Genomic DNA, 14,517 nt, shown 5'->3' with positions numbered 1-14,517 from the left:
TAAGGTTGTTGTTAAAAAAATTTAACTATACTAAGAAATTGCCGAGAATAAGTAACGATACCGATACATTAATCGCACCACCAATACGGGTTGCAATTTGTGCAAATGGCATTAACTCCATTCGTTCCGCTGCGGTTAATATTGCAACGTCACCTGTTCCGCCTTGACCACTTTGACAACATGAAATAACAGCCGCATCTACTGGATACATACCTAATTTTTTCGCTACAAAGAAGCCTGTTGTTACTAAGCTAACCACGGTACAAACAATAACTGCTAAGTTAGTTAACGTAAATGCAGAAACAATTTTATCCCATGGAGTGATTGCCACACCTACCGCAAATAAAATTGGATAAGTGACAGACGTTTGGAAGAATTTGTAAACGACTTGTGAACCACTCAATACTTTTGGTGAAACACCTGATATTAATTTAACAAATACAGCTGCAAATAACATTCCTACTGGCGCTGGAATACCTGTCACTTTATGACCAATCATACCAACCATATAAAGGATAGCGGCTAATAATACACCTGAAGCAAATGTTGTCACATCGATAACAGAATCTGCTTTAGTTGCTTTTTTATCTGTAATTTCGTCTTCTTCTGACGCTGGTAATAATCGTCCATTACCCGTTAAATGTGGATAAGCTTTACCAATACGGTTAAGGACACCACCACAAATAATACCCGTTAATCCACCTAACATAACGATCGGTAATACACGACCTAGGGCTTCACCTTGTTCCATACCTAAAATTGCAGCATAGCCAATTGAAAGTGGAATTGCACCTTCACCAACACCACCAGCCATGATAGGTAATACCAAGAAGAAGAATGTTTCAAACGGTGTTAAACCTAGTAGATAACCGACACCGACACCAACAAGCATCCCGACAATCTCACCACATACCATCGGTCCAAAGATTTTTAAGAAACCTTGAATAAGTGTTTTCTTATCCATGTTCATAATACTACCAACGATGATACAACAAATGTATAAATAAAGAATATGCGTATCTTTATAGAACTTAGTTGTTGCTTCAACAACTGGCGTAGGAAGAATTCCATAATAAACTAAAGCAGATGGAATGAAGGTTGCACAGATTGCTGCTGCACCCATTTTACCAACGATCGGTAGACGTTTACCAATTTCACCACACAAAAAGCCAAAAAATGCACAAGTGACAACCATAACAACGATTTCACTCGGTAACTTACCTGTTACTAACACTTCGGTGAAAATAAGAATACCAGCAATAATAAATAATGGAAGTGGAATTACACCAATTTTATAATTGTCCATGAGTCGCCACCAATTATAAGGCCACCCTTTTAAATTTTGCTCAACGGGCTTACTCGTTGATTCTTTTTGATTATGCGTTTTTCCAATTGAATTGAAATCCACCATATGTATTTTTTCTCCAAAATGATTTGATTTGTTCGAATTAATTGGCGCGTATAGTGACAAAATATGAATCTCATTTTTGTGATATAAATCATATTTTAACTGTGGTTTTTATGGTTTTAATGGCTCAAAGTTTTTTTATGCTGTGTTACACTCACCTCTACTTTAATTTGAAAAGTAAATGTAAAAATGCGAAAGAAAGTACAATTATCATTTACTACGAAATTATTTTTATCTCTTTTGATCTTTTCATTGATTATTTTAGCTCTATTACAAAGTTATATTTGGAATGCGACAGAAACAAATTTATACCGAAGTTTAGGTGAAAAAGCGCAAATTCAAGCAAGAGAATTAGCAGTAATACCCAGTTTAATAAAATATGTTAGAGAAAAAGATACTAATAAAATAGCTGAATTAGTAATTGATATTTTTCAACAAAGTGACGCAAGTTATATTGTTATTGGTGATGAAAATGCCCATCGTCTTTTTCATACTGCCAATAATGCCCTATTTTCACCCATGATTGGTGACGATAATCAGCAAGTACTCAATGGCAATAGCAGTGTTACCATTAGTAAAGGTTCTCTTGGGTTAGCATTAAGAGGCAAAGCACCAATAGTTGATCAAGGTAAAATTGTTGGCATTGTTTCAATTGGTTATATGATTGATGATATTTATGCACTACATATCAAACAAGTCATCCCTTTTATCTTTTTTTGTTCATTACTATTTTTAGCATTGTTTATCTTTTCTTATTGTTTTTCTAAGGCAATCAAAAGACAGATGTTTAATTTGGAGCCGAAAGAAATTGCATTACTGGTAAAAAGTCAAAAATCAATTATGGAATCCATTTTTGAGGGGGTCATTGCCATTGATCTTGAATACAAAATTATGAATATCAATCAATCAGCAAGATCGATGTTAAAAATTAAAGTCAAAGATAATGAATTGATTCATCATACCTTATGGGATTTTATTGAATCAACAGAATTTATATGTGGAAATGATAACAAGATCCGAGATATACATGATCATATTTGTTATTTTAATAATATTATTGTCATTGCTAATCGAATTCGAATTATGGTTGATAATAAGATTAAAGGTTGGGTTATTACGTTCCGTAATTACAATGATATTAACTTATTAAGCATGCAATTAACTCAGGTAAATCAATATGTGGATAATTTGCGCACATTAAGACACGAGCATCTTAATTGGATGGCAACACTATCTGGCTTAATTTATATGAAACGTTACCAAGAAGCAGAATCTTTTATTGCGTTGCACTCTGCCGATAATCAAGCTAGCTTAGATTTTATAACTGAACATTTTAAAGTACCTGCTGTATGTGGTCTGTTAATAGGTAAATATTCTAAATCACATGAAATTGGTTTAAAACTGATGTTCGATCCTGCATGCCAGCTAAATGCATTACCCGATTCAATTACCGAAACAGAATTTATGTCTATTTTAGGTAATTTACTTGATAACGCATTCAATGCTAGTTTGAAAAACGATCGTGGCAATAAAACGATCTATTTATATCTTAGTGATGCAACCGATGAAATTGTTTTAGAAATTAGTGATCAAGGTTGTGGTATAGATGAAAAAATTCGTGATTCAATTTTTAAACCCGGCGTCACATCACAAGATACTAAAGAACATGGGATTGGTTTGCATCTCGTTTTGACTTACATTAAAAAAGCTAATGGCTATATTACATTTGAAGATAATGAACCTTACGGTGCAATTTTTTCCGTTTTCATACCCAAATAACATGAGGGATAAGAAAGTATGAATCAATCAAAAGATGATATAATTAAAGCACTTATAGTTGAAGATGAGCCAATTTTAGCTGAGCTAAATGCTGATTTTATTCAACGTGATACCAAAGTAAACGTTATCGGTATTGCCTCCAATTTAGCTGAAGCAAAAATAATGATCGATAAATTAAAACCAACTTTAATTTTATTAGACAACTATTTACCAGATGGAAAAGGTATCGATCTTTTTGAATATATCATTAATAATCATCTAGATTGTTATGTTATCTTCATTACTGCAGCCAGTGATATGGATACGTGTAGCAAAGCAATACGCTTGGGTGCATTTGATTATTTAATAAAACCACTGTCCTATCAACGTTTAAAACATTCGTTAGAGCGCTTTGAGCTGTTCTTATATCGGCAAAGCCTACAAAAGCATGTCAATCAACGAAGAATTGATGAACTTTTTAATTTGCAAACGAAAGATTTTGTCGGCATTAATCGTCATTCAAAAGGTATCGAGGAAATCACTCTACAAAAAGTTAAAGATCTATTTATGAAAACAGACAAACCGTTAACGGTAGATGATATAGTCGAAAATGCCCAAATCAGTAAAACGACCGCCAGACGATATTTAGAACACTGTGTTCAAACAAAATTATTAACCGTTGAACTTAACCATGGAAAAATCGGGCGTCCTGAAAGACTATATAAACGATTAGGTAAATAGTTCCAATTACCAAACACGAGTTAAGTACCACTAAAACCAGTTATCCATATAATTGATAATTATATAAATATGCTTATTTATTATTTTATCCTCTAAATATTTGATGCTAGATTGAATTTATCCAATCCTGAAACAGGATTGATTCTGCCGTATCAAATAAGAGGAGTAAGCATATGTCTATAGCGATAGGAAAGGTAGTCACTACCGAAAATAATGAAATTAACCAAGATGGCGCTTTTGTTCGTCAATCTAATCGATTTGATACTCCCTTCGGCAACGAGCCAGGCATGCTGCCGGTTGAATCGGGTCGTTATCGTTTAATTTGGGCGGCAATTTGTCCTTGGGCACACCGCCAGATGATAGCGATTAAGTTATTGGGGTTAGAGCATGTGATCAGTGTTGGTAAAGTATCACCCGTCCGTACCAGCCATGGTTGGGAGTTTTCGCTTGATCCTAAAGGCGTCGATCCGGTGCTCGGTATTCGCTACTTACCTGAAATTTATGCCTCGACAGATCCCAATTACCATGGTCGAGCAACCGTACCAACCATAGTGGATGTGAAAACCGGCAAAGTGGTTAACAATGACTATTTTAATTTAACTTACTACTGGGAAACCGTTTTTAAACCCTTTCATAAATCAGGTGCGCCCGATCTGTATCCTCAACATTTACGTAAGGAAATTGATGAACTTAACCATGTGATTTTTCATGAAGTGAATAATGGCGTTTATAAGGCAGGGTTTGCACGCTCACAAAAAGCTTACGAAGAAGCTTATCATCTTGTATTCAATCAATTAGATAAACTGGAGCAACGTTTAGACAAATCACGCTATCTATTTGGTGATAATATTACTGATTCCGATATTCGTCTGTATGTTACATTAGCGCGCTTTGATGTTGCCTATTATTCTGCATTCAAAACTAACCGTAATCGAATTATTGATTACCCTAATTTATGGGCTTATGCCAGAGATCTGTATCAAATCCCGGCTTTTGGTGAAACCACCGATTTTGAAGCGATAAAAAAGGGCTATTTTTTGAGTAATAATGCGCATAATCCTTATGATATTTTGCCTTTAGGCCCTGATGTTAGCAATTGGCATGCTCCCCATAATCGAGATAAACGTTTTAGTACAAATCACTAATTATTGGGATAATACGAATGCCAAATATAGTAGATATTGGATTAATTTTCAGCCAAATTCCGACATTACTTGCTTATTTGCCGGTCACATTGTTTATTACTCTTTTTTCAATGTTACTAGGAGTAATGTTAGGACTTATCATCGCTATTATTAAAATGAACAAGATACCTGTTCTTTCCCAGATAGCGATGATATTTGTTTCATTTATTAGAGGCACGCCATTGCTAGTGCAACTCTATTTAAGCTTCTATGGTATTCCTATTATATTACGTTATATCAATTATTATTATCATACCGATTTTAATGTTAACAGTGTTCCGCCAATGCTGTTTGTTTTGATTGCGTTTTCTTTTAATGAAGCGGCATATAATTCAGAAACAATACGTGCCGCCTTGCAATCGGTAAATAAAGGACAAATTGAAGCAGCGCAGTCCCTTGGTATGACCTATAGCCAGTTATTACGTCGAATCATTATTCCGGAAGCCTTTATTGTCGCCTTACCCAACCTTGGTAACGCACTAATAGGCTTACTTAAGGGAACCTCCCTCGCCTTCGTTTGTTCTGTAACTGAAATGACGGGCAGAGGTAAAACCTTAGCTGGACATAGTTATCGCTATTTTGAAGTCTATATTTCATTGGCACTCATCTACTGGGCATTAACCATTATTATTGAATTAATCGTTAGATATTTGGAAAATCGCCTTACGATATCTGACACGGTGAATACACCAAGTTATCGCCGAGGGAAGCTATTATGATAAATGTGCAAAATTTAACTTTATCTTTTCAAGATAATTCAATACTTAATAATCTTAATTTTCATATTAAACCTCATGATATTGTGGCAATTATCGGTGCGTCAGGAGCAGGCAAATCAACATTGCTACGATGCTTAAATTTATTAGAAAGACCACAATTCGGTAAAATTACTATTGACGATATTGAGTTGGATGTCAGCCGTGTAAAGCGATCGCAATTAGTCAGATTTCGCCAACAAACTGCAATGGTATTTCAACAATTTAATTTATTCCAACAAAAAAATGCATTAGAAAATGTAATGGAAGGATTAGTTGTTGTAAAAAAATATCCCAAAGATAAAGCACAACAAATAGCTTATGACAAATTAGTTGAAGTTGGACTAGGTGAAAGAATCTATCATTACCCCAAACAGCTATCGGGAGGACAACAGCAACGCGTTGCCATTGCCAGAGCGTTAGCCATGGATCCTAAAGTATTATTACTTGATGAACCCACTTCCGCCTTAGATCCTGAATTAGTCGGAGAAGTGTTAGCTACGATAAAATTAGCAGCAAAGTCGGGTATAACTATGCTCCTCGTCTCTCACGAAATGAGTTTTGTACACGAAATCGCAACCCGAGTCTTTTTCTTGGATAAAGGGCAAATAATAGAAGACGGCACACCAAAACAAGTTTTTACCAATCCAACTCAGCAAAGAACCCGTGATTTTTTAACGCGCTATTACAATACCATGCAAATGGATTATGAAATCTAATGAATAAAAGAGGTCGTAATGAGTATTGTTTTACAACAACATTGTCAAAATATTAACTGGCAAGATGTCGCTGACTTACTTGCCTTTTATGGACTCAGTTCGCTTGATGCCAAAACCCAAGAACAAGTCTTTAAACAGAGTTATGGCGTCGTTTTTTTACTGGAAAAAAAACGAGTAGTGGGTGTGGGACGCACATTATCAGATGGTATTTGTCAGGCAGCCATTTATAACATTGCGCTGGCAAACCATTTACATGGTCAGCAATTTGGACGGTTAATTGTGGAAAAACTGGTAGAACAGGTCAAACACTGCAATATCATTCTTTATACTCATCCCCAAACCATCGAATTTTATAAAAATTTGGGATTCGATTTAATGAAAACGGGAATGGCTCGTTATCAGGTCGATCATCGAACAGAAATGAAAAATATGGGTTTTATCTAAAACTGTTTTAGCTTTATTCCGTAAAAAAAGGAGAGTAGCATTATGAATATCCCCACTAATTATTTTATTTCAGCTTTAAGCGTACTAACTTTAACTGTTTTGTTATCTGGCTGTGATAACGCAAAAGAAAACTCACCAACAACCCAAAAGGAAAAAATTACTATTGCTACCTCTGGCGCACCTAGCCCTTTTACGACGGTAAATGATAAAGGAGAATTAATTGGCTACGATATTGAGGTGGTCAAAGCGGTATTTGCCCAATTACCACAATATGAAATCAACTTTGAAGTTACCGAGTTTCCTTCGGTTTTAGCAGGACTTGACTCTCAACGTTATCAAGTCGGAGCCAATAATTATGCGATGAATGAAAAACGCAAAGAAAAATATTTTTATTCTTCGCCAATTTTCATGAACCAATATGTGATAGCAGTAGCTGAAAATAATGACAATATTAACCGTTTTAGTGATTTAAAAGGCAAATCGACTGAAGTTTCACCGGGGCTTAATTATGCTACAGCCTTAGAGTTATACAATGAACAAAATCCCGATAACCCCGTCAACATTATTTACAGTGAAGCAGACTTACTGCCAGTGTTACAGCATGTTGAAACAGGACAATATGATTTTCAGTTAATTGATAAAGTCATGTTGTCACAATATATCAGCGAACATAACTTGAAACTCAAAAGTATCGATTTAAGCAACGAAGATGCTGAACGTATTGCTTCCCCCTATAGTTACTTATTGATCAGCAAAGGAAAGAAAGGTGAACAATTAACCAAAGATATCAATCAAGGCATCCAAAAGATCATCAATAATGGAAAATTATCAGAAATTAGTATTCATTATTTTGGTGCTGATTATTCACCCAAACAGTGAACTAACATAATCAAAATAACCAATTAGTTTATAGCTAAAACATTGGGTTAAATAGCGTTGCCTACCATAATGAAATAGATATATAAAGCACTTATTCACAATGCTTTAAAATGCTGAATATTATGGGGAAGGCTTAGTAAGAATTTATACTCAAATGGTATCAAGGTCTTTACTTTTACAAGTATCTTTAAGCTATAAAATGTAAGACTAGAAGATTTTCTTATTGATAATTAATGGCTCTTGGAAAGATGATTCCAGAGCCAAACTAATTAATCAACAATGATTCGTCCATTTAACGGTTGAATTGGTCGGTTATTATCATGCTGCATAATTGAATGAAATTTTTCGATTTGTGCTTTTGATGCATAACTTTCATGTTCTAACACAATCCACCTTACCCCTTCTGTACAAGGTGGCGTAGTCAGTGAACCACTAAAGCGGTAGTAGTCCAATACATTGGGTAATAACGCTTTTATATCAATGGTATTATCTAATAACAAACTATTATTAACCACTGTTGGAATTTGCTGCCATGCTTTTTCTAATTCTAAATTAGTTTTACCTTCATTGAACATTAAGGCCATTACCGCTAAATCGCCATTTTGATTTTTATAAACAAAATGCGCCTCCATCGGATAATGCTTACCGTTAATTTCATTTTCGCTAGGCGTATGAAAGTGGAATTGCTGCAATGTAAAAACTTCATCATCCAACATTAAACTATTTTCACCCGATACATTGATTTGTATAGTATGACCATTATTAATCATTTCTTGCTTAGCAGAATTGAAAATAAGACTAAGCTCAGGATGATTTGTTTTAAACGCATGTTCAATATTGATTGGTGATTGATTCTTGCCATTTTCACAAGTTGAATATTCCGGTGAAAGCTTTCCCCAGTTTTCAGGCTTTTCTTGCCCATCATATCCCCAATGAGTGGTATGTTCATTTGCAAAACAGGGGAAGCTAAATGTTGCAATTAAAGCAACAATCCTTATGTTCAATTTCATAACTTATCAACTTAATAATGTAATTTGTGACGAAATTATAGACTTATTAAACTAGTCTGACTATCTAAAATTAGTTAATTAAACAATTATCACAAAATCCTCATTAAGGCCTCTTAAAAAAATTTGAACTGTTTTTTAAACAAACAATATAGTTAACCAAATATCGGTAAAATTCCAGCTTATGCACAAAATTGCAATTTTGTCAATAAATTTTAAAAAATATAGATATTTCATTTCACTAATAAAAAATAATGCTCTATATTTCCTCAATAGTTTGATCTTAACGATAAATAAATTAGTTGAAATTTCTTAATTAAAAAGACAAGGTGTGATTAGATGAAAAGTATAAAAATAACAGGAGCTCGGATTCACAATCTTAAAGATGTTGATATTACTATTCCCAAAAACAAATTAACCGTTGCCACCGGTATAAGTGGATCAGGAAAGTCTAGTCTGATGTTTGATATTGTGTTTGAAGAAGGACGTAAAGGGTATCTTCAATCATTAGGAATATTTCCGGGACTTGAAAATGAGAGAAAATTTGCAAGCATAGAGGGTATTGGCCCGACAATTGCAGTTAAACAAAGCGTTGTACGTCAGAATAACCCAAGATCAACAGTCGGTTCAAAAACAAACATATTCAACCTTCTCGCCCTACTGTATTCAAGTGAAGGGCAGGTTAAATGTTCAGAGTGCAACGAAACTATTGGACAAGATAGGGTCTGTGCTAAGTGTGGACATGAGGAAGAGCGCCTTGAATTAGGCTATTTTTCCTATAATAACCCTAACGGAATGTGTATGAAATGCGCTGGCAGAGGCGCATATTATCACGTTAATATGGAAAAGCTTGTTACAAATAAAAATCCCACCGTACGAGAGTTATTTAGTTATATCGGGGTAACCCCCGGTATACTTCGCGTCTTGGAAAGGAATTTCAAAGGCTATATGGATCAGCCTTATTTAGAAATACCGGATGAAATAAAAGAAGACGTGGTAAACGGGCATTATGTCAGCAATAACAGTGCAAATCAAAGCTTCTGCTTATCAAGAATTTTGCAAGCTAAACACAAAAGAGGCGAATATTTAAATGGTCTATACGAAATAACCCTTTGCTCAGAATGTCATGGATATCGCATAGGTGAAGAAGCTCGCAATATATTAATTAATGATAAACATATTGGTCAAGTCGGCAAAATGACTTTAGACGAGGCTAAAACGTTTTTTGAATCGGCATTAGAACTAAACGAAATAACGCAATGTGGGAAAAATCTTCTTAACGATATTTTGAACAAGACAAAATCATTAATTGCTTCTCGTTTAGGGCATTTATCACTTTATAGAGAAATGTCCTCACTAAGTGGCGGTGAAATACAACGACTCTTCCTTAACTCGCATTTGGAGTCCAAACTTGAATCACTTATCTATATTCTTGATGAACCCACAGTAGGTCTACATGAATCAGAAAAACTTGAACTTTTACAATCCATAAAAGCGCTTAAAGATTTAGGTAACACGGTTATTGTCGTGGAACATGACAGAAGTACGATAGAAATAGCTGAACATATCATTGATATTGGCCCAAAAGCGGGAATTGAAGGCGGGGAAGTGATTTATGAAGGTGATTATGCCGGTCTGTTAAAATGCGATAAATCATTGACAGGACAATATCTTTCCGGCAAGGCAAAAATGCCGGTAAGGATGTTAAAACAAAATATCGATGATTCTGCTATTCCTCGTTTAGTCATTCGACACGCCAAAACCAACAATTTAAAAGATATTTCAGTCGCATTTCCATTAGGCGTTCTTATTGGGGTTTCGGGCGTTTCTGGAAGTGGTAAAAGCTCCTTGATATCGAGCACGCTAACGCCCCTGTTAAAAAGTTATTTTCGCTTAGACGCCAATAAGAACAATACCAATAGAGAAGAAGACGAAGTAGATTTTGAAGATGAATCACTATTAATCGAAACAATAGCCGAAAGGCTTGATGGCGCAGAAAATATTTCTGGCTTTGCTGAAGTATCGCAGGCACCAATAGGAAGAAATATAAATTCGAATCCTGTTACTTTTACCAAAATATGGGACAAGATACGTAGATTATTTGCAGAACAACCCGAAGCAAAACGATTAAATTTAACGGCGGGACACTTTTCCTTCAATTCCGAGGGCGCTTGCCGAGAGTGTCATGGTAGTGGACGTAAAGCTATTTTTCCTGAAGGTAGTTTAAAGATGTACGCAACATGCGAAAAATGTAAAGGTAAAAGATATAACAACGAAGCTTTAACTGTCATGTATAAAGGGAAAAATATTTCTGAAATTCTTGATATGCAGATTTCTGAAGCGATAGCCCTATTTAGTGATAATGATGTCATCGTTCGTCCGTTACAGATAATGGAACGGATTGGTATGGGATATATAAAGCTTGGGCAACCCACTTCAACAATGAGCGGAGGGGAAACCCAAAGACTAAAACTCGCGAAGGAATTAGGACGGCAACGAAAAGGTCATATCTTGTATATCATGGATGAACCCACTACCGGTTTAAGCCTTTATGATACAGCTCAGCTGATAAAACTGTTGGATGAATTAATCAAAAGCGGAAACTCTGTGATTGTTATTGAACATAATCATGAAGTTCTTGAATCGTGTGATTGGATCGTAGAGCTTGGCCCTGAAGGAGGATTAAAAGGCGGTGAAATCATTGCCGAAGGAACCCCTAAAGACTTGGTGAAAAATCCAAAATCACTAATCGGAAAATATTTAACTCCTACGACTTGAAAAGTGGATACTTGATTATGGCTAATATAAAAGAATTGAAAACCATTGATGCAGAATCGGTGGATATGAATCCAGATAAATTGAGAGAGCTGGATGTCGCCTTGAATTTTCAACTAGGCATTATTAAAGGAATCGCGATTTTGCGAAAAGGCGGCATTGTGTTTGAAAAATATTTCAAAGGTTACCATGCTGAAAATACTCATCATCTCACTTCAGTAACACAAAGCGTTACTTCCGCTTTAGTGGGAATAGCCATTGATAAAGGATATATAAAAAGCGTCGATCAACCAATACTTGATTTCTTTCCAGAAGCGCAATCCAAAGCCAGTGATATGTTAAAGCGACATCTGACAATCAAACATTTACTAACCATGACTGCACCCTATTCTTGGAAAAAGAGTGAGCCATTAGATAGGTTGAGAAGGCAAAAGAATTGGACGATATTTATGCTTGAAATGTTGGGACAAAAAGGCCAGCTTGGGGAGTTTCAATTCAATATGTCTAATGCCCACCTTCTTTCAGCGATTATTACGCGGAGTACGGGGCTATCAACCCGAGAATTTGCCAATAAATCATTATTCAGCCATTTAGGGGTGAAAGAGATCGATGACCAACAGATGAAATCCTTTTCTAAAGAAGAGGTCTATGGTGAAAATATTACCGGTTGGATAAAAGATCCTCAAAATATTAATACCGGAGGCTGGGGGCTGTCTTTAACTCTGCGGGATATGCTTCGTTTGGGATATTTGTATTTGAATAAAGGCCATTGCAATGACAAGCCGATCATTTCAGAAAACTGGATAACTGAATCGCTAAAACAGCATACGGAAGATTGTGGCTATATGTGGTGGCTTAGAGAAGATAAGGGGATTAACACTTTTCTTGCGGCAGGCATAGGCGGAACTTATCTCTATTGTGTTCCCGAAAAGGATCTGATAGTGGCAATCGTATCGAAAGTCGACAAGATGATAATCGACAGGTGGGAACTCATGGCGGATTATATCATTCCATCGATAACAGACAGTTAATTTTAAGTCGTTAATAAAATTTTGTTTCTGCAATTCATTCCACCAAAAGGCAAGAAGGTTTTACCGCCATGAACTGTCTAACAAAACGTTTTAGGTTGGGATAGGTGCTGTTCGGGCAGGTGCTATAAAGTGAAAAATATAATGGATATTTTGCTCTCGATAACATGTCGATTAGACGCTTTTTTGCGCTAGAGAAAAATAATATCACTATTTATTAAAAAATAAACTTAAAGAGAAATCTATGTCAAATTTTCAAGAAAAATTGCAAAAAGGCATGTTTGAAGGTCCAATCATGCCAATAATTATAAAAATAGGTATTCCCATTCTTATTGGTCACTTATTAAATTATGCTTACTTAATAATCAATACCTATTTTATTTCATTGATCAATCCGACTTCTTCAGCTCCGTTGGCGGGAACCGGTCTTTTATTTCCATTATTTTTTGTCTTTGAAGCTATCGCCTCAGGTTTAGCCGTTGGACTCAGTACCACAACGGGGCGATTGATCGGCGAAAAAAAATTTAATCATTATCAAAATCTGGGGGGTACAGGTGTCGTCATAGCTTTACTGCTAACCGTGCCATTTATGATTATGTGTTATGCTTTTGGCCCACAAATTATTAATTTATTATCAGGTGATAAATTAAGCCTAGAAGCAACAGTCTATAGTCTACAGTTTTTATATTCATTAGCCCCAGGTTTACTGTTCATAATATTATTACAGGTTTATGGCGGTATTCTTATTGGCGAAGGCCTGACATATGTTACTGCAATATCATTTATGATTATGGTAACGCTCAATATCGTACTTGATCCCATATTGATATTTGTACTTGATATGGGGGTGGCTGGTGCAGGTTTAGCTACAACAATATCGTTATTTATGGCTTTTATTTATTTAATCCGCTTTATACACAAAGGAAAATCAAGAATTCCGTTAACATTTAACTTTGCTCACTTTAACGGAAAAATTGCCAGAGAAATCATACGGATTGGATTGCCTCAGTTTTTAATGACAGCCTCAACTTATATCATTATCGTTGCATATAACAAAATGATCACCAATACCTTTGATGAAAATGCAATGAATGCATGGACATTGGTTGGGAGAATTGATCAGATTTTAGTTATCCCGATGATTGCTATTGCTGGTGCAATGACGATCTTTATTTCGCAAAATTATGGACGTAATCAACTTGATCGGATTAAAGAAGCTTTTAATCTAGGCTTAAGGGCAATAATGATACTATGTAGCATCATTGCAGCACTTTATGTATTACTTTCTCCTTGGTTATTTTCAATATTTACTTCAATACCAGAAGTGCTTGATCTTGCCAGAAAACAAGTGCTAATCGTATCATTTACATTTTGCTTTATGGCAATATCGTGGATAATCGGATCATGCTTTCAAGCGACAGGAAAACCCCTACCTGCGGTAATTATCCTTTATATTAGAATGATCATTATTTTTTCTATAGGATTATATTTAGTCTATGTTCAAAAAATGGGAATGAATGGCATTTTTATCTCTATGGCACTCGGAAACCTACTTTCATGTTTATTGTCATTTTTGTGGGTGAAGAAAAGTCTGAAATCATTAAAATTCAAGTCGATATTGGAATAAGTTGTTCTCGTCTATTGCTACGCTATTATCACAAACAATATTAAGCAAATAAGCTAAGTACAAAAGTTAATCAAGGAGAAGAAAGACATATTGTAAAAAATAATTGGGTAGATATTGAATATCATTATATTATTGGAAGAAAAGAATAGGGAAAAAGTAATATTTATGAAGCACATCCCCGAATTAAAGTCG

11 protein-coding genes and 1 pseudogene are annotated in these 14,517 nt (G+C 35.3%); 10 read left to right on the top strand and 2 right to left on the bottom strand.

What is annotated here, in order from left to right:
* Window positions 1-25: 25 nt before the first annotated feature.
* Window positions 26-1,318: pseudogene (locus tag ACGH4F_RS05820) on the bottom strand (2-hydroxycarboxylate transporter family protein); the annotation flags it as partial.
* A 279-nt stretch (window positions 1,319-1,597) separates the two neighbouring features.
* Between ACGH4F_RS05820 and ACGH4F_RS05815 the strand changes: the two are divergent.
* The 7 genes from ACGH4F_RS05815 to ACGH4F_RS05785 all read left to right on the top strand — a co-directional run bounded on the left by ACGH4F_RS05815 (window position 1,598) and on the right by ACGH4F_RS05785 (window position 7,888).
* Complete coding sequence (locus ACGH4F_RS05815) at window positions 1,598-3,187, top strand: sensor histidine kinase (protein WP_267360554.1); 1,590 nt, start codon at window positions 1,598-1,600, stop codon at window positions 3,185-3,187.
* 18 nt (window positions 3,188-3,205) lie between these two features.
* Complete coding sequence (locus ACGH4F_RS05810) at window positions 3,206-3,907, top strand: response regulator (protein WP_065559672.1); 702 nt, start codon at window positions 3,206-3,208, stop codon at window positions 3,905-3,907.
* Between the two features lie 173 nt (window positions 3,908-4,080).
* The gene (locus tag ACGH4F_RS05805; protein WP_411590403.1) at window positions 4,081-5,052 is read left to right on the top strand and encodes a glutathione S-transferase family protein; all 972 of its coding nucleotides are present in this window, start codon (window positions 4,081-4,083) and stop codon (window positions 5,050-5,052) included.
* A 17-nt stretch (window positions 5,053-5,069) separates the two neighbouring features.
* Window positions 5,070-5,810 (top strand): amino acid ABC transporter permease, encoded by a 741-nt coding sequence (locus ACGH4F_RS05800; protein WP_411590401.1) that lies wholly within the window; start codon window positions 5,070-5,072, stop codon window positions 5,808-5,810.
* Window positions 5,807-6,565: an amino acid ABC transporter ATP-binding protein gene (locus ACGH4F_RS05795; RefSeq protein ID WP_411590399.1), complete on the top strand. Its 759-nt coding sequence runs from the start codon at window positions 5,807-5,809 to the stop codon at window positions 6,563-6,565. The genes ACGH4F_RS05800 and ACGH4F_RS05795 overlap by 4 nt, the downstream gene beginning before the upstream one ends.
* Before the next feature lie 18 nt (window positions 6,566-6,583).
* Window positions 6,584-7,009: a GNAT family N-acetyltransferase gene (locus tag ACGH4F_RS05790; RefSeq protein WP_267351960.1), complete on the top strand. Its 426-nt coding sequence runs from the start codon at window positions 6,584-6,586 to the stop codon at window positions 7,007-7,009.
* Between the two features lie 42 nt (window positions 7,010-7,051).
* Window positions 7,052-7,888 (top strand): transporter substrate-binding domain-containing protein, encoded by an 837-nt coding sequence (locus ACGH4F_RS05785; protein ID WP_411590397.1) that lies wholly within the window; start codon window positions 7,052-7,054, stop codon window positions 7,886-7,888.
* A gap of 269 nt (window positions 7,889-8,157) precedes the next feature.
* Here the strand turns inward: ACGH4F_RS05785 and ACGH4F_RS05780 are convergent, their stop codons facing one another.
* The gene (locus ACGH4F_RS05780; RefSeq protein WP_411590395.1) at window positions 8,158-8,898 is read right to left on the bottom strand and encodes a carbonic anhydrase; all 741 of its coding nucleotides are present in this window, start codon (window positions 8,896-8,898) and stop codon (window positions 8,158-8,160) included.
* A gap of 336 nt (window positions 8,899-9,234) precedes the next feature.
* Between ACGH4F_RS05780 and ACGH4F_RS05775 the strand changes: the two genes are divergently transcribed.
* The 3 genes from ACGH4F_RS05775 to ACGH4F_RS05765 all read left to right on the top strand — a co-directional run bounded on the left by ACGH4F_RS05775 (window position 9,235) and on the right by ACGH4F_RS05765 (window position 14,325).
* Window positions 9,235-11,673: an excinuclease ABC subunit UvrA gene (locus ACGH4F_RS05775; RefSeq protein ID WP_411590393.1), complete on the top strand. Its 2,439-nt coding sequence runs from the start codon at window positions 9,235-9,237 to the stop codon at window positions 11,671-11,673.
* 101 nt (window positions 11,674-11,774) lie between these two features.
* Complete coding sequence (locus ACGH4F_RS05770; RefSeq protein WP_411590391.1) at window positions 11,775-12,701, top strand: serine hydrolase domain-containing protein; 927 nt, start codon at window positions 11,775-11,777, stop codon at window positions 12,699-12,701.
* A 241-nt stretch (window positions 12,702-12,942) separates the two neighbouring features.
* Window positions 12,943-14,325, top strand: coding sequence for an MATE family efflux transporter (locus ACGH4F_RS05765; protein WP_411590390.1), 1,383 nt, complete (start codon window positions 12,943-12,945; stop codon window positions 14,323-14,325).
* Window positions 14,326-14,517: the final 192 nt, after the last annotated feature.

Origin of the sequence: Gilliamella sp. CG35, from assembly GCF_046635745.1 — a bacterium.
Taxonomy (GTDB): domain Bacteria; phylum Pseudomonadota; class Gammaproteobacteria; order Enterobacterales; family Orbaceae; genus Gilliamella; species Gilliamella apicola_I.
This window is presented reverse-complemented; position numbering and strand designations above follow the sequence as displayed.